The 17,711-nt window shown below is 67.2% G+C and carries 15 protein-coding genes; 7 read left to right on the forward strand and 8 right to left on the reverse strand.

The features are described from left to right. Positions 1–12 precede the first annotated feature (12 nt). Both ICJ04_RS03790 and ICJ04_RS03795 read left to right on the forward strand, forming a co-directional pair. Entirely contained in the window at positions 13–1,128 is a 1,116-nt protein-coding gene (locus ICJ04_RS03790) for a glycosyltransferase (protein ID WP_188326225.1), read from the forward strand. Further along, positions 1,109–2,440 carry an O-antigen ligase family protein gene (locus ICJ04_RS03795; protein WP_188326226.1) on the forward strand — a complete coding sequence of 444 codons (1,332 nt, stop codon included), beginning with the start codon at positions 1,109–1,111 and terminating at the stop codon, positions 2,438–2,440. The genes ICJ04_RS03790 and ICJ04_RS03795 overlap by 20 nt, the downstream gene beginning before the upstream one ends. A 78-nt stretch (positions 2,441–2,518) precedes the next feature. Here ICJ04_RS03795 and ICJ04_RS03800 read toward each other — a convergent pair whose 3' ends face one another. Further along, the gene (locus ICJ04_RS03800) at positions 2,519–3,439 is read right to left on the reverse strand and encodes an LpxL/LpxP family Kdo(2)-lipid IV(A) lauroyl/palmitoleoyl acyltransferase (RefSeq protein ID WP_188326227.1); all 921 of its coding nucleotides are present in this window, start codon (positions 3,437–3,439) and stop codon (positions 2,519–2,521) included. Positions 3,440–3,510: 71 nt separating this feature from the next. On the opposite strand from ICJ04_RS03800, the gene waaA reads away from it, so the two are divergent. Together waaA and ICJ04_RS03810 are read left to right on the forward strand one after the other, a co-directional pair. After that, a complete protein-coding gene (gene waaA / locus ICJ04_RS03805; RefSeq protein WP_188326228.1) occupies positions 3,511–4,812 on the forward strand; it encodes a lipid IV(A) 3-deoxy-D-manno-octulosonic acid transferase in 1,302 nt (433 codons plus the stop codon). A gap of 103 nt (positions 4,813–4,915) precedes the next feature. Next, positions 4,916–5,872, forward strand: a complete 957-nt coding sequence (locus ICJ04_RS03810; protein ID WP_188326229.1) for a hypothetical protein — start codon at positions 4,916–4,918, stop codon at positions 5,870–5,872. Between the two features lie 52 nt (positions 5,873–5,924). On the opposite strand, the gene ICJ04_RS03815 is transcribed toward ICJ04_RS03810, so the two are convergent. From ICJ04_RS03815 to ICJ04_RS18240, 4 genes are all read right to left on the reverse strand, one after another. After that, entirely contained in the window at positions 5,925–6,653 is a 729-nt protein-coding gene (locus ICJ04_RS03815; protein ID WP_188326230.1) for an MgtC/SapB family protein, read from the reverse strand. Further along, positions 6,653–8,038, reverse strand: a complete 1,386-nt coding sequence (gene mgtE, locus ICJ04_RS03820) for a magnesium transporter (protein WP_188326231.1) — start codon at positions 8,036–8,038, stop codon at positions 6,653–6,655. The genes ICJ04_RS03815 and mgtE overlap by 1 nt, the downstream gene beginning before the upstream one ends. A gap of 66 nt (positions 8,039–8,104) precedes the next feature. Continuing rightward, on the reverse strand, positions 8,105–8,773 hold the full coding sequence (locus ICJ04_RS03825) for a hypothetical protein (RefSeq protein ID WP_188326232.1): 669 nt from the start codon (positions 8,771–8,773) through the stop codon (positions 8,105–8,107). 222 nt (positions 8,774–8,995) lie between these two features. After that, on the reverse strand, positions 8,996–9,292 hold the full coding sequence (locus tag ICJ04_RS18240) for a hypothetical protein (RefSeq protein ID WP_223202980.1): 297 nt from the start codon (positions 9,290–9,292) through the stop codon (positions 8,996–8,998). Here ICJ04_RS18240 and ICJ04_RS03830 point away from each other — a divergent pair. Then, positions 9,291–10,259, forward strand: a complete 969-nt coding sequence (locus ICJ04_RS03830) for a hypothetical protein (protein ID WP_188326233.1) — start codon at positions 9,291–9,293, stop codon at positions 10,257–10,259. The two genes, ICJ04_RS18240 and ICJ04_RS03830, sit on opposite strands and share 2 nt — an antisense overlap. Positions 10,260–10,341: 82 nt before the next feature. Here the strand turns inward: ICJ04_RS03830 and ICJ04_RS03835 are convergent, their stop codons facing one another. The 3 genes from ICJ04_RS03835 to ICJ04_RS03845 all read right to left on the reverse strand — a co-directional run bounded on the left by ICJ04_RS03835 (position 10,342) and on the right by ICJ04_RS03845 (position 13,193). Continuing rightward, positions 10,342–11,700: a TolC family outer membrane protein gene (locus tag ICJ04_RS03835; RefSeq protein ID WP_188326234.1), complete on the reverse strand. Its 1,359-nt coding sequence runs from the start codon at positions 11,698–11,700 to the stop codon at positions 10,342–10,344. A 16-nt stretch (positions 11,701–11,716) separates the two neighbouring features. Then, the gene (locus tag ICJ04_RS03840) at positions 11,717–12,364 is read right to left on the reverse strand and encodes a protein-L-isoaspartate O-methyltransferase (protein WP_188326235.1); all 648 of its coding nucleotides are present in this window, start codon (positions 12,362–12,364) and stop codon (positions 11,717–11,719) included. 139 nt (positions 12,365–12,503) lie between these two features. After that, the gene (locus ICJ04_RS03845) at positions 12,504–13,193 is read right to left on the reverse strand and encodes a TetR/AcrR family transcriptional regulator (RefSeq protein WP_188326236.1); all 690 of its coding nucleotides are present in this window, start codon (positions 13,191–13,193) and stop codon (positions 12,504–12,506) included. A gap of 120 nt (positions 13,194–13,313) precedes the next feature. Here ICJ04_RS03845 and ICJ04_RS03850 point away from each other — a divergent pair, with 120 nt between their 5' ends. Next, positions 13,314–14,456 (forward strand): efflux RND transporter periplasmic adaptor subunit, encoded by a 1,143-nt coding sequence (locus ICJ04_RS03850; RefSeq protein WP_188326237.1) that lies wholly within the window; start codon positions 13,314–13,316, stop codon positions 14,454–14,456. Between the two features lie 4 nt (positions 14,457–14,460). After that, entirely contained in the window at positions 14,461–17,625 is a 3,165-nt protein-coding gene (locus ICJ04_RS03855; protein ID WP_188326238.1) for an efflux RND transporter permease subunit, read from the forward strand. Positions 17,626–17,711: the final 86 nt, after the last annotated feature.

The following is a 17,711-nucleotide window of genomic DNA, read 5'->3' on the forward strand; positions in this document are numbered from 1 at the left end:
AAGCGCGCACCGATGCGTCGATTGACCGTGGTGCAGTTGCTGCCGGCGCTGCACTCCGGCGGGGTAGAGCGTTCTACGCTGGAAATCGCCGCCGCGCTGGTCGCCGCCGGCCACCGCGCCGTGGTGGTGTCGGCGGGAGGACGCCTGGTGCAACCGCTGCTGGACAGCGGCGCCGAACATCTCACCCTGGATATCGGCCGCAAGTCGCTGTTGACGCTGCGGCACATGCCGACCCTGCGGCGGTTGTTCGCCGAAACCGGAGCGGACATCGTCCATGCGCGCTCCAGACTGCCGGCGTGGCTGGGGCTGCATGCGGTGCGCGGCCTGCCCGTGGACCGTCGCCCGCACTGGGTAACGACGGTGCATGGGCTCAACACGCCGGGACGCTACAGCGCAGTGATGACCACCGGCGAGCGGGTGATCTGTGTATCGGACACCGTACGCCGCTTCGTCCAGCAGCATTACCCCGCGGTGCCCGCCGAACGCCTGCAGGTGATACCGCGCGGTGTGGATACCGCCCAGTTTCCGCGCGTGGCGCGCAACGACCTGCGGCCCCGCCAGGCGCTGGCGAAGGACGTCCCGTGGCTGCTTGAAGAACAGGGTCCCCTGCTGCTGCTGCCGGGACGGGGTACCCGCCTGAAGGGCCACATCCATGCACTGGCGTTGCTGGCGCGGATCCGCGCGGCCGGCGTGCCTGCACGGTTGTGGATGCTGGGGACCGATGAACCCGGGCGCGAATCGTATCTGAGCGAACTGCGTGCACAGGCCCAGCAGCTGGGCGTGGACGCCGCGCTGCACATCAGCCCGCCCACCTCGCGCATCGCCCAGGCCTACGCCGCCTGCGACCTGGTCCTGCAGCTGTCGGACAAGCCAGAAGCGTTCGGTCGCACCGTGGTGGAAGCCCTGTCAGTGGGCAGGCCCGTGCTGGGCTGGGATCACGGCGGGGTGGGCGAACTCCTGCGTCAGCTCCAGCCCTCGGGCGCGGTCGCGCTGGGTGACGCGCAGGCATTGGGTGAACGCGCGCTTGCGTTGCTTGCACAGCCCCCGTCGCTGCCGAGCCGCATCCCGTTTACGCTGCAGGCCATGCAACGCGACACGCTCCGACTGTATGCCGACCTCGCCGGTTGACTCCCGCTCTGCCCTGATCGACGACCGCGCCGGTCGCTGGGCCCCGTGGGTGGTGCTGGCGTTCGTGGCCCTGTGGCCGCTGCCTGGCATCGCCGAAGGCGTACTGGCGCTGGGGGCGATCTACGCCGCTACGCGGATGGTGATGCGGCGCCTGCGCGGGCAATCGCACCTGCTCAGTACAGCGGCATGGGCCCTGACCAGCATCCTGTTCCTGGGGTACTGGCTGCCGCAGGCGATCTCCGCACCGGATGCCGTGGACCCCGCCGCCGCCTGGACCAAGGCGGCCGCCGGGCTGCGCTATCTCCCCTTCATGTGGCTGGTGGCGATTGCCGTGGCCAGTCCGCAACGACGCGCGCTGACCCTCGGTGGCCTCGCCGTGATCACCGCGGCGTGGACGCTGGATGCGTTGGTGCAGGCAATGGCCGGTACCAGCCCGTGGTTCTGGTCGCTGGATCAGGTGAAGCAGCTGGTCAGCGGGCACGGCTTGTGCAGCCCAGCGGAAGCGGCCTTGGCCGACCGCCTCAGCGGTGCACTGGGTCCCTGCAATCTGAAGTTCGGCCAGGTGCTGGCCAGTCTGTCCGCCTTCCTGCTGTTGCCGGTCGCTGCGCGTTTCGGGCGTCCTGGCTGGTTGTTGGCCACAGGCGCGGTGGGCATCGTGCTGCTGCTGGCCGGGTCGCGCGCGTCATGGATCACCTTCGGCCTCGTGGCTGTGTACAGCGGCTGGCGCGTGCTGGGCGGACGACAGCTGTTGTTGCTGGGTGCGCTGGGGGCGGTGTTGGCCGCGGGGCTGGCGTACAGCGTGCCGCAGCTGCGCGACCGCGTGGTGCGCACCGCGCAGGCCTGGGAAGGCAACGACGATGGCGTGGAGCAGGCGCTGTCCGGGCGCGGACGGATATGGTCCGCGGCGGGCTGCATGATCCGGGCACATCCGATCAACGGCGTCGGCGCGCGGGGGTTCCGCGATGCCTATCCCGCCTGCGATCCGCAGGCCGGGACGCAGGGTGTCTGGGGTGAAGGTCCGGCCCTGCACGCCCATCAGATCGTCCTGGAAATCCTTGCCGAAACCGGTGTGATCGGCCTGCTGCTGTGGCTGGCCGCCTTCGCGCAGGCGTGGCGCGCGTGGCGATTCGCCCCACCGCAGGCGCGCGAACGGGCGCGTCCGGCCATGCTGGCCTTGGCGGTTACCGTGTTTCCCTTGAACACCCACCTGGCCTTCCACTCCACGTTCTGGGGCGGCCTGACGGTGCTGCTCGCGGCCCTGTATGCCGGCAGCCTGCTGGCACGGGACGAAGAGGCGCCGAGCGCCCGGTAGATGCGGCGGGCGGGCGGGGGGTAGAGCCGACTTCAGTCGGCTGCATTGGCTAAGGCAGCCGACTGACGTCGGCTCTACCTATGAGCGGTAGTAATCGCTGCGGCCGCCCGGCTGGCGCTTGAAGCGCCGGTGGATCCACAGGTACTGGTCAGGTGCTTCGCGCACCATCTGTTCGATGGCCTGGTTGACCCGCGCGGTGTCGGCCTCGACGTCCTGGGTCGGGAAATCTTCCAGCGGCGCGCCCACCTTCAGGTAGTAATCGCCGCCTTCGCGACGGTGGAAGTACGGCACCACGGCGCAGCCGGTCATCCGCGCCAACTGGTGCGTGGCCGTGATGGTGGAGGCGGTATGGCCGAAGAACGGCACGAATACGGTGTCCTTGCCCCGCATGTCCTGGTCCGGTGCGTACCAGAGGAAGCCACCCTTCTTCAGGTGGCGCACGCTCGCACGGATGTCTTCGTTGGCGAACATCGCGCTGGCGTAGCGCAGGCGGCCGAACTTCACCGCCCACTCGTACACCGGATTGCGGTGCTTGCGGTACATGCCGGCCAGCTCGACGTGGTCGCACAGCAGGCGCCCGCACATCTCCAGGGTCATGAAGTGTCCCGACACCAGCAGCACGCCGCGGCCTTCGGCCTTCAGCCGATGCAGGTGTTCAACCCCTTCCACGTGCACGCGCGGGCGGATCGCATCGATGCTGCCCCACCAGGCGCGGGCGAACTCAAAGATGCCCACGCCCAGCGCATCGAAGCTGTCGCGCAGCAAGCGCTGGCGCCACGCCGCATCTTTTTCGGGAAAGCACAGGGCGAGGTTCACTTCGGCCGCGCGCCGACGGCTGCCGGCCAGCCGCCAGGCCACCCAGCCGACGCCGCGGCCCAGCGCACGCTGCAGCAACCACGGCAGCCGCGCGATCGCGAAGGCACCGAACATGGCGGCGAACATGGGCCAGTTGCGCGGTTCGCGCAGCGACGGACGGGGGGCGGTGGTGGCATCAGACATGACCCGCATTCTAGCAAGGCGCTGCGGGCACGCTGCGTGTCTTTCCGGTAGGGCTCCCGTATCCTTTGGCGATGCGCAAAGACCCCGTCGAATGGATCCTGCGCGGCCTGTACTCGGCCGTGCTCTACCTGCTGCTGCCGATCACCGTGTACCACCTGGTCTGGCGCGGCTTCCGGGTCCGCGAGTACTTCCGGCGCTGGGACGAGCGGTATGCCTCCTATCCCCACTCCAGCTGCCAGCCCCGTGTGTGGCTGCACGCGGTATCGGTCGGGGAAGTCAACGCGGCGGCGCCGCTGGTCAATGCGCTGCGGGCGCTGCGCCCGGACATCCGCTGGGTGATCACCACTATCACGCCGACCGGGTCGGAGCGGGTGCGCTCGCTGTGGGGCGAGGCGGTGGACCACGTCTATCTGCCTTACGACGTGCCGGGCAGCGTGGGCCGCTTCCTCAATCATTTCCAGCCGAGCCTGGCGCTGATCCTGGAGACCGAGCTGTGGCCGAACATGTTGTTCGGCTGCCGCAGCCGCGACATTCCGGTCTACATCCTCAACGCCCGGCTGTCGGCGCGTTCGCTGCGCGGGTATCGGGTACTGGCGGCGTTGATCCGCCGCGCGCTGCGCACGGTCACCTGCGTTGCAGCCCAGTCCGATGACGATGCCGAGCGTTTCATCCAGCTGGGCGCGTCGCCGGCGCAGGTGCAGGCGCTGGGCAACCTGAAGTTCGATATCGCCACGCCCAACGTGCAGGCATTCGTCGAACGCTTCCAGCAGTCCGTTGCCGGTGATCGGCCGGTGTGGATCGCGGCAAGCACGCACGAGGGCGAAGAGCAGGCCGTGATCGAACTGCACAGACAGTTGCGCCTGCAGCATCCCGGGCTGTTGCTGCTTTGGGCCCCGCGCCATCCAGAGCGTTTCGCCCGGGTGGAGGCGCTGGCCCGCGATCAGGGCTGGCAGGTGACCACCCGCCGCGTGCAGCAGTGGCCCGGCGGAGGTGACGACGTCTTCGTCATCGACACGCTCGGTGAGCTGATGTCGTTCTATGCGTGCGCGCAGGTGGCCTTCGTCGGCGGCAGCCTGCAGGCCATCGGCGGCCACAATCTGCTGGAGCCGGCCGCGATGGGCACAGCGGCGGTAACCGGGCCGCACCTGCACAATTTCGCCGAGATATCGCGGCGCATGCTTGAGGCGGGCGCGCTGCTTGTCGGCAATGACCCGAAGTCGGTGGGTGATCACCTGCATCACCTGTTGGCTGACGCGGCGGCACGTGAGGACATGGCACAGGCCGGTTGTGCGTTGGTAAGCAATGGACGCGGTGCGTTGAAGCGGACGATCGCGTTGGTGGAACCCCACCTGCCGCCAGCACTTGAGTCGTAAGTGGCTCGATTACCGCGTTTTTAGGCTTTTTCCGATTTTCTGGTCCACGCGTCCTGCCTAGCTTCGGGAGAGCAGCCACTGGCTGCGTCTCCCGGAGAAGCCGATGTTCCTCTCACCCGTGTCGCACGTCCGTATCGGCGTGCTGTCTGCCCTGCTGCTGCCCGCCTCACTGCTGGCGCAGGATCGCAACGACGACGCACACCCCCGATTCCTCGGTCCCTTGGCCAGTGGCGGCCAGCCGGTGCCGAAAGGGATGGTCAACATCGAACCCTATCTGATCAACAGCACATCGACGTCCCGCTTCGATGCGGACGGGCATCGGCTCGACAGTGATGCGCCCGCGCAGTGGGACCTGGTCGTGCCGATCAACGTGGGCGTCACCGATCGACTGACCATCGGCACCACCCTCGCTGGCCAGTACGATCAGGGCGTTGATGGAGGGCGTGACCTGGTCATCGGCGATACGTCAGTCAAAGCGCAGTACGCGGTGTATGCCAGTGCAGGGGTCCACCACACCGCGTGGGCGGTCACCGCGCAGCGCGGCCTGCCCACCGGGCGCCATGATCGCCTGCAGTACACCGACCGCGCAGGCAGTGGCAGCGGTGCGCAGACCACGGCACTTTCCGTGCAGGGCCAGGCCTACTTCCTGGACGGCATGCTGCGCGCACGCGCCGTGGCAGGCTGGCGCCTTCCTGGCAGCCGCGCCGGCATCCGCGGGCAGAGCGTTTACGGTACTGCCGCCGGATTCAGCGGTTCGGCGCGGCTGGGCAGCACCTTCAGCTCCAGCGTCGCAGCCGAATACAGCGTGCACCCGCACTGGACCCTGGTGGCCGAGGCCCTGTACGAACAGGATCGTGGCGCGCATGTAAGCGGAAGGATGGCCGAGGGTGAGGCGCTGGACAGGCGGGATCCCGCCTCATGGCGGCTGTCTGTACTGCCTGCGGTGGAGTACCACTTCAGCGACCAGGTCGGCGTCATCGGGGGCGTCCAAGTGGGCGTTGCCGGGCGCAACACCAGTGCCATCGTGGCGCCGCAGGTTGCGTTGAACGTCGCGTTCTGACTCCGGCCAGACCGGCCGCGCCGCTGCCATGAGGGTAGCGACGCGGCGCCCATCAGCCACTCGTGCTTGGACTCCAGAATGCCTGGCGCACGCCAGGCAGCGACTGCAACGCATGCACCATGCCGTCCATGGCATCGGCATCCACGGACGTTGCGGTGAGGACGGCTTCGATCTCCACGTCCTCTTCGCCGAACGCGGTCACCTGCAGATCGGTGACCGGATAGGCGTGCCGCTCAAGCGCGCTTTCCAGCGCCGCCATCAGTTCGCGCTGGCGGTGGCGTCCCACGATCACATGCACGATGTTGGTCACTTCCACCGTGTCCGAATCCAGTGGACGGCGGTTGATCGCGTTGACGATCGGCCGCAGCAGGGTGTTCGCGGCGAGCACGAACACCGTTCCCAGCACGGCTTCTGCCAGCATGCCGGTGCCTGCGGCGACGCCGATCGCGGCCGACCCCCATAACGTGGCGGCGGTGTTGATGCCGCGGATGTTGCCCTCTTCGCGCATGATCACGCCGGCCCCCAGGAAGCCCACGCCCGATACGACATAGGCCACCACCTGCAGCGGATTCGGCGTACCACCGTAATGCGCGTGGAAACGCATCGCGATGTCGACGAACAGCGCCGCACCGACAGCAACCAGCACGTTGGTGCGCAGGCCGGCAGTCCGTTGCCGATACTGCCGCTCCAGTCCCACCAGGCCCCCCAGCAGGAAGGCCAGGGACAAGCTGGTGAGGGTATCCAGCGTGGCGGCGATGTCCAGGTGCTGCAACAGGCGCATCAGGCCGCCGCCCCGGTCAGCTGATCACCGAGGAACGCCCACGCAAAGCCGAAGTAGACGAACACGCCGATCAGGTCCATGACCGAGGTGATCAGCGGCGAGGACAGCGTCGCCGGATCGGTGCCCAAGCGCCGCGCGAGGAACGGCAGCAGTGCACCGATGACACCGCCGAGTGCGGTGCAGACCAGCATGCTCAGGCCCACCACCAGCAATACGTCCGTGCCCACGCCCTTGCTGAAGTACGCCAGCACGGCTTCCAGCAGGGCGATGGTGATGCCGAGCATGGCCGCCACCGGCAGTTCACGGCGGATCACGAACCCCACGTGGCGCCAGTTCAATCCCAGCTCACCCAGCGCCATGCCGCGGATCACCAGCGTGGCGGATTGGCTGCCGGTATTGCCGCCCATGTCGACAATGGGGGCGATGAAGGCGGCCAGCACGATGGCCTGGCTCAGCAGTTCCTCCTGGGCGGCGACGAAGGTGCTGGTGATGATGCCGAAGAAGGTCAGCACGGCCAGCCAGAACACGCGCACGCTGAACATCCTGCGCAGGGGGGTGGTCATCACATCCAGATCGCCCCCCTTGCCGCTTGACGTGCCACCAAAGCGTGCGAGCTGATTGGCATCCTGTTGCTTGTCGATGTCCATCGCATCGTCCACGGTCACGATGCCGATCATGCGGTCCTTGTCATCCAGCACGGGTACCGCGAGCAGGTCATAACGGCGGATCAGGTCAGCGGCCTGCACGCGTGGCCACGCCGCACGCACGAACACCGCATCCGGCCGCAGCAGCTCGGCTACGCGAGTGTCGGGCTTCGCCACCACCAGGTCGCGCAGGGACACCGTCCCCTGCAGGTGCCGCTGGGCATCGAGCACGTACAGCACATACACCGTTTCGCTGTCCGGCGCCGTCGCGCGGATATGGTCCAGCGCTGCGCTCACGGTCACGCTGCTGCCGATGGCCACGAAGTCCGATGTCGTCGCGGAGCCGACGGCGGATTCCGGGTACGCGGACAGTGCCAGGACGTAATCGCGCTCGATGTCATCCAGGCCGTCCAACAGCCCGGATTTTCCCGGGGCATCCAGCCGGTTGAACAGGTCGGCGCGGTCGTCGGCTGGCATCTGCGCGAACAGCTCCGACAGCTCCTTGGCCGGCAGCACGGCAACCAGCGCATCCTGCCGTTCGGCGTCGAAGTGCGAGAACAGCATCGCGCGCTGTGGCGTCTCCAGAAGCTGCAGCAACGTCGAGGCAGGGCGGACGCCGATCGCCTGCAGGGCATCGGCAAGATCGGACGGGTGGCAGGTGCGGACCAGCTCGGCGAAGCCCGCGCGATCGGGGGCGTGGGCGAAACGGCGGACGGCGAACATCATCTCTTCGCGGTTCATGGGAAGTCTCCTGTACAGGGTGCGATAGGCAGATAGCCGCGAACAGCGGCGGTGACGGGAAGGGGGTTATCGGGTCAGTGGCAGGTTCAGACCCACCGTGAGCCACGAATCAGAGGTCGCGCCGTGCTGGTAGCCGACGAGCAGATCCAGCGAGGCGTCGTTGCGTAGCAGGCGGCGCACGCCGAGCTGGCTGCTGCGTTGGCGAGCGGCATCGCGGTACTGCTCGGCCAGCACGGACCAGCGCGGTGCGATCCGGATTTCAGTGCCGGCGCCGAAGGTCAGCCCGCGCTCGGTGCGTGATCGCACCCAGCCCGTGTTGGCATGGATCAACACGTCGCCTTGCCGATCCACCGCGATACTCAACGGGACGTTGACTGCCCAGCCGCGGGCCCCACCGTGGCGGAGGTCACCCCCGGTCTGGAGGGCACCGGCCAACTGGATGCGGTCGGCGTGCCAACCGCGCAGCGTGCGCTTGGCACCAACGGCCCACGGGGTGTCACCGCTACCGTGCAGATGGCTCAGTCCGAAGGACCACTCCGTGCCTGCCACGGTGCACGCCGGCACGGCGGTGCGTTCGCTATGGCCGGTGGTGTTGCGGATCCAGCTTTCCAACTGGCAGCTGGATTCGGGCGTGGTGCCGGCGTCGTCCACCAGCAGGCTGGCCGCAGCGTGCGAGGGGCCGCTGACGGTGAGGGTCGCCCACAGCGGGGCAAGGCGTAGAGAGGTGAAGCGCATGGTCGTACTCCGGAAAACAAAACGGATACGCCAGCGGCTCCCACTTGGGCCGAAGGTAAAGAATGCGATGTTCGAAGATCAGGCCGTCGGCAAGGGACGGCGCAGGGCCTCGTCCTGGCGGACGCGACCTGCCTGGCAGTGTCGGATCCGCTCAGTAAAAGCAGAATCTACTGTGACTGTCCAAGCAGGGGCCCCCGGGGCGATGAAGTGCGCGCATGGTGGTCAATTGGACCAGCGCAGGTCAAGCAGAATCCCTGCAAAGCGCGCATATCCGTGCGCTGCGGCACGAATCTGCGTAATGGCAGGCCACTGCCACCTGTCGCGAGGCGTCATATACGACATGGCAGCGCGATGCCGTCTGCGCTGTGGGATGCCGTCGATAGCGGTGACGTTCGGTTTAGTACCTTTCGATAGAGTTCGTATTTTCATATTCCAACTTTCCCCATGTCCGCCCGGCGCCTTGCGCTCTAGCGTCGTCAGCGCAGGCAAAGACGCCTGACTTGGAGAGAGGAACACCATGCACGAACCAACCACCCGGCAGCACGTGTCACGCGCCCGCCTGCTGCTGCTGTTGGGCAGCGTCATGACCACGCCTGCCGCTTTCGCCGAATCGTCGCCCCGTTTCGCCGGCCCTCTGCTGAGTCCTGCGCCCCCACTGCCGGTGGGCATGCTCAACATCGAGCCGTACCTGATCAACAGCCAGCTGCGCGGTGTGTATGACGGGCAGGGCGATCGACACGATGCGAGTGGCCCCGACGGGTGGTACCTGGCCGTGCCGGTGCAGTACGGCCTGCATGAGCGGGTCACCGTCGCCGCGAGTTTCAACGCGTCGTACAACCGCGATGGCGATCAGACGCGTGCGTTCGACATCGGCGATACGACCTTGTCGGCGTTGATCGGGCTGTACAAGGGCGACGGCCCGAACCGCCCGACGTTGACCCTCGCCGTGCGCCAGAGCATCGCCACCGGCCATCACGACCGCCTGGAAGAGCGCCCCATTTCGGTGGCCAGCGGTACCGGCGTGGGTGCCACCAGTTTCGGTCTGCACGGCCAGGCGTATTTCGTCGATGGCCATCTGCGCCTGCGCGCCAGCACGTTGTGGCGCACGCCAGGTGCCAACGCCGGTGTGCGAGGGCAGAGCGCCTTCGGTACCCCGAGCGGTTTCGATGGGCGGGTGCGGATGGGTGCGGCGATGACCAGCCTGCTGGCCGCCGAGTACAGCCTGTCGCGCACCTGGGTGCTGGCGGGCGAACTGCTGCACGAGCGTGAGAGTGAGAGCAGTCTGCATGGCACGCAGCCGGCAGCGGCCGGACGCGACGAATTCCATCGGCGTGACCCGTCGAGCTGGCGCTTCTCGGTCGTGCCGGCGGTGCAGTACCACTGGAACGACAATGTCGCCCTGGTGGCCGGCGCGCAGGTGTCGCTTGCCGGCCGCAACAGCAGTGCGGTGTTCGTGCCGCAGGTCGCGGTGAACATGGTGTGGTGATCGGCTGACGGCCCGCGGCCGTCATGACGAAAAAAGCCACCCGCATGCGGGTGGCTTTTCTGTGTTCACACCGCAGCGGTGATCAGTTGCCGACGGTCGTGCTCGGGTTGCCGGCATCGACGGTCAGCAGGCGATTGATCTCCTGCAGTTCGGCAATGTCCAGGCCACCCACGGCCTGGCTCAACAGCAGGCGGTTCTGCAGGAACGTGTAACGCGCGTTCGCGTAGTCCAGCTGCGCGGAGAACAGGATGCGCTGGTTCTGGATGACGTCCAGCACGGTGCGCGTACCCACTTCCAGGCCGACCTGCGAGGCGTCGTACGCGCTCTGCGCGGACACCACGGCAAGACGCCGCGCTTCGACTTCGCTGATGCCGGCCACCAGGGTCTGGTAGGCATTGCGCGTGTTGCGGTCCAACGCGCGCTTCTGCTGCTCGTAGCCGTCCTGGGCGATGTCACGCTGGGCCAGCGCCTGGCGCACCGCGGACTGCGTGGCGCCGCCGGAGAAGATCGGTACGTTCAAGGTCAGGCCGACACTGTTGGTGCGCGTGTCCGGGCTCAGGCCACCCGAACCGACGCTGTCACCCCACGTTGCGCCCTTGCCCACGCTGGCGCCCAGCGCGAGCGTCGGCAGGTGGCCGGCACGTGCGGACTGCACGCTGGCTTCGGAGGCGCTGACCTGCAGTTCCTGCGCCTTCAGCGCCGGATTCTGCGCGACGGCGCTCTGTACCAGCTGGTCGACGTTGCCGCGGTTGGCCGGCACTTCCGGACGGAAGTCTTCCGGCAGGCCGCGCAGGTTGGTCACCGGCTGGCCGGTCAGTTCGGTCAACGCCTGGTAGGCATCCGCCAGGGTGTTCTGCGAGACGATGGTGTTGGCACGTGCCTGGTCGTACTGGGCGCGCGCTTCATGCACGTCGGTGATCGGCGCCAGGCCGACTTCCAGACGCTTGTCGGCGAAGTCGAACTGCTTCTTGGCCGCTTCTTCGTTGGTCTTGGCCGCGTTCAGCGATTCGATCGCCACCAGCACGTTGAAGTAGGCGGCCGAGGTGCGGACGATCAGGTTGTCGTTGGCCGAATCCAGGGTGAAATCAGCCGCCTTGCTCAGCTCGCGCTGCGCACGCAGCGTGCTGAACTGGCTCCAGTTGAACAGGGTCTGGCTGCCATCGATGGTGTAGGTGCGGCGACGGCTTTCGAAGGTGCCGGTATTGTTGCCCCGGTCTTCGGTACGCGAGCGGTTCAACGAGGCGACGCCGTTGATCTGCGGCAGCAGGGCGGCGCGTGCCTGCACGGCGCCTTCCTTGTCGAACAACCGGGTGGACTCGGCAGCCGAGAGCTGCGGATCGCCATTGCGGGCCATTTCGTAGACCTGCAGCAGGTCGGCGGCATGGGCGGACAACGGCAGCAGGACGGTGGCCAGCGCAATAGCGAGGGTTCGGCGGATCATTGCGGCTTCCTTGGACTCAGAGGTGGAACTGGGGGGCCGGCGCGGCACCGCGCAGGTAATCGATATCGGTTTCGTACAGCGATTCGGTGCTGCCATCGGCGTTGACCAGGATCGCTTCCATCACCGGCGAACGGCCGTGGATGATGTACAGGCGACCACCGGGACGCAGCCACGAGGCGAACTGTGACGGCACCTTGTCCACCGCGCCAGTGACACAGATCACATCAAAGCGGCGCTCGGTCTGCCACGCCAGGGCGTCGGCCACTTCCACGCGCACATTGGTGCCCAGCCCGGTGCTGTCCAGTCGCGCACGCGCGGTGGCGGCCAGCTCCGGGTCGATCTCCAGGCTCAGTACGTCGCGCGCGAGCGCGCCGAGGCAGGCCGAGAGGTAGCCGCTGCCGGTGCCGATTTCCAGCACTTCGTCGCCCGGCTGCAGATCCAGCGCCTGCAACGTGCGGCCTTCCACCACCGGCTTCATCATCTTCTGCCCGCCGTCGAGCGGCAGCTCGATGTCCGCATAAGCCAGCGCGCGGTGCGCTTCAGCCACGAAGGCTTCGCGCGGCAGGCGGGCCAGGACGTCGAGCACCTTGATGTCCAGCACGTCCCAGGGACGGATCTGCTGTTCCACCATCAGTTCACGGGCGTGTGCGTAGTCAATCGTCATGAGGTTCCAATCCAGCGCAGTGGGCCGGCCATTTTACCGGTGCCGGAGGCCGTCGGCGCGCCCAGAGCATGTATTCAGGGCGGCCGGGGACGCAGTGCCGGAAGTCATCGCGACCTCCGGCTTGTTCAGGTTGTACGGATCAGCCACCGCCGGGTGCCGCGGCCACGGGGCGCGGCGCGTAGGCACGCAGGAAGAAGTCCACGCTGGCCGCAACATGGGTGCGGGCATCGCAGGCCGCCAGCGCCGGCCTCAGGCCGCACATCAGGTGCGTATGCAGCTCACCTTTTACCAGCGTCATCAACTGCAGCGCGGCCGTCGGGAAGTCGTCGATCTCCAGCTCACCGCCCGTCGCGCGGGCACGCAGGAACTCGGCCAGCGCGTCAGTGGTGCGCTTCGGGCCCGCCTGCCAGAACATTTCGCGCAGCCGGTCGTCGGTCTCCGGTGCCATCATCACCCGTTGCACGGACACCGCCGCATCGGAGGTGACCATGTCGAAGAAGGCGTGGGCGATCCCCAGCAACTGATCGCGCAGGGGGCCTTCGGCCTCTGCCACGAACAGGGTATCGGGCAACATCTCGATGCACTTGGACTTCACCGCTTCGGTGAAAAGGGCTTCTTTGTCGCCGAAATGGCTGTAGACGGTGAGCTTGGAGACACCGGCCTGGGCGGCGATCGTATCCATGCTGACACCGGTGTAGCCCTGCTCGACGAACAGCGCCTTGGCGGCATCAAGGATCGCGGCGCGCTTGCCCAGGTCCTTGGGACGACCGGGACCGGCCGTCTTGCCAGCAGGTTTCGCGGCACGCTTGGGGGAGAAGGGACACATCATCACGCTAATACTAGACCAATCGGTTCGATATTTATACTATACCGCCGGGTTTACTAATCGCCCGGCGCCCCGCACCGCGTGGCCGCCACCACTTTGAACGCGTTATCAGGACGACTACCGATGAAGATCGTGCGCTGGATGGGACTTGTCTTGGGTGTGGCTGTGCTCGCTGCCTGCTCGGGCAACAAGGAGGAGGCGGTGGCTGCCGTCCCGGTGCTCGTCGTGCATCCTGGCGTGGTGACCGGTCAGGGCGGCACCGTGTTCCCCGGTGAAGTCCGCGCGCGGCAGGAAAGCGCGCTGTCGTTCCGGGTGGGCGGCAACCTGGTCAAACGCGACGTCGATGCCGGCCAACGCGTCAGCAAAGGCCAGGTCCTGGCCGAGCTCGATGTGGCCGACTTCGCCCTGCAGGCGCGTGCGTCGCAGGCCCAGCTGGCCGCCGCCCAGGCCGACCTGGTGCGCGCACGCGACGACCACCGGCGCTATGAGGCACTGGCCGCGCAGCAGCTGGTCAGCCGCTCCGAACTGGATCAGCAGTCCGCTGCGTTGAAAGCGGCGCAGGGCCAGGCGGATGCGGCGCGGGCCAATCTGGATGTGCTGCGCAACCAGGCCGGCTATGCGCAGTTGCGCGCGCCGACGGACGGGGTGATTGCCAGCCGCGAGGCCGAAGCCGGGCAGGTCGTGACGGCCGGGCAGACCATCTTCAACCTGGCCGCCGATGGTGGGCGCGAGGTATTGATCGATCTGCCGGAAGCCACGCTGCGTGACTTTGCCGTGGGCCAGGCCGTGCAGGTGGACCTGTGGAACCGTGCCGGGGCGATGTTGCCGGGCACCATCCGCGAGATCGCCGCCGCCGCTGATCCGCAGTCGCGCACCTATGCCACGCGCGTCAGCCTGGCGGCGGATGCGCTGGCCGATGTGAGCCTGGGGCAGAGCGCGCGCGTGCATGTGGCGCCTTCGGGCTCCGGTGCCGGCGCCCTGCAGCTGCCGCTGGCCGCGCTGCAGCGCGGTGCCGACGGTCGTGCCAGCGTGTGGGTGGTGGATCCCGACACCGCCACCTTGAAGGCGGTGAGCGTGACCACCGGTGCCTACGGTAGCGACAGCGTGCCGGTGTCGAGCGGTATCACCGCGCAGGACTGGGTAGTTGCCGCCGGTGGCCATCTGCTGCGCGCCGGACAACCGGTGGTGGCCGTGGACCGGCAGAACCAGCCGGTCCTGAAGCCGGCCGTCCGCGGTCCTGCCCCTGCGCCGAAGGGCAAGGAGTAAGCCCGTGCGCCGTTTCAATCTTTCCGAATGGGCCTTGGCCAACCGCCCGCTCGTGCTGTTCGCCATGCTGGCCTTCGCCCTGATCGGGGTGTGGTCCTACAAGCATCTGGGTCAGTCCGAAGATCCGCCCTTCACCTTCAAGGCGATGGTGGTGCGCACGCTGTGGCCCGGTGCCACGGCCGAGCAGGTGTCGCGGCAGGTGACCGAGCCGATCGAAAAAGCGCTGATGAACACCGGCGAGTTCGAGTTCATCCGCTCGTATTCGCGCCCCGGCGAATCGCAGGTGATCTTCATGGCCCGCGACGACCTGCGCTCCAAGCAGATTCCAGACCTGTGGTACCAGGTACGCAAGCGCGTGGGCGACATCCAGGCCACGCTGCCACGGGAGATCGTCGGTCCGTTCTTCAATGATGAGTTCGGCGATACCTTCGGCAACATCTACGCACTGACGGGCCAAGGCTTCGATTACGCGGTGATGCGCGACTACGCCGACCGCATCCAGCTGGAGCTGCAGCGCGTGCCCGACGTGGGCAAGGTCGACCTGGTTGGGCTGCAGGATGAAAAGGTCTGGATCGAACTGTCCAATGCCAAGCTGGCCACGCTGGGTGTGTCGATGCAGCAGGTGCAGCAGGCGCTGGCCGACCAGAACGCGATCACCGGCACCAGCTTCTTCGAAACCGCCACCGACCGCGTGCAGCTGCGGGTGAGCGGGCAGTTCGACAGCATCGAGGCGATACGCGCGTTCCCGATCCGTGCCGGTGAACGTACCGTGCGCCTGGGCGACCTCGCCGAGGTGAAGCGGGGCTTCGCCGATCCGGCATCGCCGAAGATGCGCTTCATGGGTGCCGATGCGATCGGTCTGGCGGTGGCGATGAAGGACGGCGGTGACATCCTCGCCCTCGGTGCGCATCTGGATGCGGAGTTCGAACGACTGCAGAAGACCCTGCCGGCGGGCATGCAGCTGCGCAAGGTGTCCGACCAGCCCAAGGCAGTGGAAGAGTCGGTGGGTGAGTTCGTGCAGGTGCTGACCGAAGCAGTGGTGATCGTGCTGCTGGTCAGTTTCTTCTCGCTGGGCCTGCGCACCGGGCTGGTGGTGGGCGTGACCATTCCACTGGTGCTGGCGATGACCTTTTTCGTCATGCATTACTTCGGCATCGGCCTGCACAAGATTTCGCTGGGTGCGCTGGTGCTGGCGCTCGGCCTGCTGGTGGACGATGCGATCATCGCGGTGGAGATGATGGCCACCAAGATGGAGCAGGGCTACGATCGCCTGCGTGCGGCCAGCTTTGCGTGGGAGTCCACCGCCTTCCCGATGCTGACCGGGACGCTGATTACCGCGGCCGGCTTCCTGCCGATCGCGACGGCGGCCTCCAGCACCGGCGAGTACACCCGTTCGCTGTTCCAGGTGGTGACCATCGCGCTGGTGGTGTCGTGGATCGCAGCGGTGCTGTTCATTCCCTACCTCGGCGACAAGATGCTGCCGGACCTGTTCAACCGCCAGCCGCCGAAACCGGGCAGTTTCACCGCGCGCTGGCATGCACGCCGGCAGGCGTGGGCGGACCGCTGGCCGGCCGTGTCGAACCTGGTCGCGCCGCCGCAGCACGGCCACGACCACGATCCCTACCAGCGGCCGTTCTATGTGCGCTTCCGTGGCTTCCTCGACGCTTGCCTGCGCCACCGCTGGTGGGTCATCGCCGCCACCGCGCTGCTGTTCGTCGGCTCGCTGGTGCTGTTCCGCTTCGTGCCGCAGCAGTTCTTCCCGGATTCCACCCGGCCGGAGCTGATGGTGGACATCGAGCTGGCCGAAGGCGCGTCGTTGAACGCTACCCGCGACCAGGCCATCAAGCTGGAGAAACTGCTGGCGGGTCGCGAGGGCATCCGCAACTACGTGGCCTATGTCGGCACCGGTTCACCGCGCTTCTACCTGCCGCTGGACCAGCAACTGCCGGCCACCAACTTCGCCCAGTTCGTCGTGCTGGCCAACGACACCAACGCGCGCGAAAGCACCCGGGACTGGTTGATGGACGAGGTGATCCCGCAGTTCCCGGACGTGCAGATGCGGGTGACGCGGCTGGAGAACGGTCCGCCGGTCGGGTACCCGGTGCAGTTCCGTGTGTCGGGCGAACATGTGGCCCAGGTACAAGCGCTGGCCCGTCAGGTCGAGGCAAAGGTGCGCGCCAATCCGCATACGATCAACGTCAACCTGGACTGGAGCGAGCCGAGCAAGGTGGTGCGGCTGGTGATCGATCAGGACCGCGCCCGCGCGTTGGGGGTGAACAGTGCGCAGGTCAGCCAGTTCTTGGCCAGTTCACTGGCCGGGCAGAGCGTGAGCGTGTACCGCGAGGGCAACCGGCAGATCGAAATGCTGGTACGCGGCCCGGCCGACGAGCGTGCCCATCTGGCGCTGCTGGCCAGCCTGTCGATGCCGACCGCCAGTGGTGGCAGCATCAGCCTGTCGCAGGTGGCCACGCTGGAGCAGGGTTTTGAGGACGGCATCATCTGGCACCGCGATCGCCTGCCGACCGTGACGGTGCGCGCCGACATCGGCGATGGCATGCAACCGCTGGACGTGGTGCAGCAGATCCTGCCGAGCCTGGATGACGTGCGCAGCGAGCTGCCCAGTGGGTATCTGCTGGAAACCGGCGGTACGGTGGAAGATTCGGCACGCGGCCAGGACTCGATCAAGGCCGGCATGCCGTTGTTCCTGGTGGTGGTGGCGACGTTGCTGATGCTGCAGTTGCGGAGCTTTTCCCGCGCGGCGATGGTGCTGGTCACCGCACCGCTGGGCATCATCGGCGCGACGTTGTTCCTGCTGATCTTCCGGGTGCCGTTCGGGTTCGTCGCGCTGCTCGGCACGATCGCGCTGGCGGGCATGATCATGCGCAACTCGGTGATCCTGATCGACCAGATCCAGCAGGACATCGACGCTGGGCATGACCGCTGGGATGCGATCCTGGATGCGACGGTACGCCGTTTCCGGCCGATCGTATTGACCGCGCTGGCGGCGGTGCTGGCGATGATTCCGCTGTCACGCAGCGCGTTCTACGGATCGATGGCGATTTCGATCATGGGCGGGTTGATCGTCGGCACGGTGCTGACGCTGGTGTTCCTGCCGGCGTTGTACGCGGCGTGGTTCCGGGTGCGGAAGGAAGACGGTCGAACGGGCTGAGCCCCCTCGCGGCTGGCTTTCGAGCTGGAGCCTCGGCTGGGCCGGGCGGTGAGGCTGGTCGGGGGACGCGCACAAGTACGTCCATG

It is taken from the genome of Stenotrophomonas sp. 169 (assembly GCF_014621775.1).
Taxonomy (GTDB): Bacteria; Pseudomonadota; Gammaproteobacteria; order Xanthomonadales; family Xanthomonadaceae; genus Stenotrophomonas.

Bases quoted from the DNA above. Each gene is read 5' to 3' on its own strand.
- ICJ04_RS03790 (WP_188326225.1), top strand. From the start codon at position 13: ATGCGTCGATTGACCGTGGTGCAGTTGCTGCCGGCGCTGCACTCCGGC.
- ICJ04_RS03795 (WP_188326226.1), top strand. From the start codon at position 1,109: ATGCCGACCTCGCCGGTTGACTCCCGCTCTGCCCTGATCGACGACCGC.
- ICJ04_RS03800 (WP_188326227.1), bottom strand. From the start codon at position 3,439: ATGTCTGATGCCACCACCGCCCCCCGTCCGTCGCTGCGCGAACCGCGC.
- waaA (WP_188326228.1), top strand. From the start codon at position 3,511: ATGCGCAAAGACCCCGTCGAATGGATCCTGCGCGGCCTGTACTCGGCC.
- ICJ04_RS03810 (WP_188326229.1), top strand. From the start codon at position 4,916: ATGTTCCTCTCACCCGTGTCGCACGTCCGTATCGGCGTGCTGTCTGCC.
- ICJ04_RS03815 (WP_188326230.1), bottom strand. From the start codon at position 6,653: ATGCGCCTGTTGCAGCACCTGGACATCGCCGCCACGCTGGATACCCTC.
- mgtE (WP_188326231.1), bottom strand. From the start codon at position 8,038: ATGAACCGCGAAGAGATGATGTTCGCCGTCCGCCGTTTCGCCCACGCC.
- ICJ04_RS03825 (WP_188326232.1), bottom strand. From the start codon at position 8,773: ATGCGCTTCACCTCTCTACGCCTTGCCCCGCTGTGGGCGACCCTCACC.
- ICJ04_RS03830 (WP_188326233.1), top strand. From the start codon at position 9,291: ATGCACGAACCAACCACCCGGCAGCACGTGTCACGCGCCCGCCTGCTG.
- ICJ04_RS18240 (WP_223202980.1), bottom strand. From the start codon at position 9,292: ATGGTGTTCCTCTCTCCAAGTCAGGCGTCTTTGCCTGCGCTGACGACG.
- ICJ04_RS03835 (WP_188326234.1), bottom strand. From the start codon at position 11,700: ATGATCCGCCGAACCCTCGCTATTGCGCTGGCCACCGTCCTGCTGCCG.
- ICJ04_RS03840 (WP_188326235.1), bottom strand. From the start codon at position 12,364: ATGACGATTGACTACGCACACGCCCGTGAACTGATGGTGGAACAGCAG.
- ICJ04_RS03845 (WP_188326236.1), bottom strand. From the start codon at position 13,193: ATGATGTGTCCCTTCTCCCCCAAGCGTGCCGCGAAACCTGCTGGCAAG.
- ICJ04_RS03850 (WP_188326237.1), top strand. From the start codon at position 13,314: ATGAAGATCGTGCGCTGGATGGGACTTGTCTTGGGTGTGGCTGTGCTC.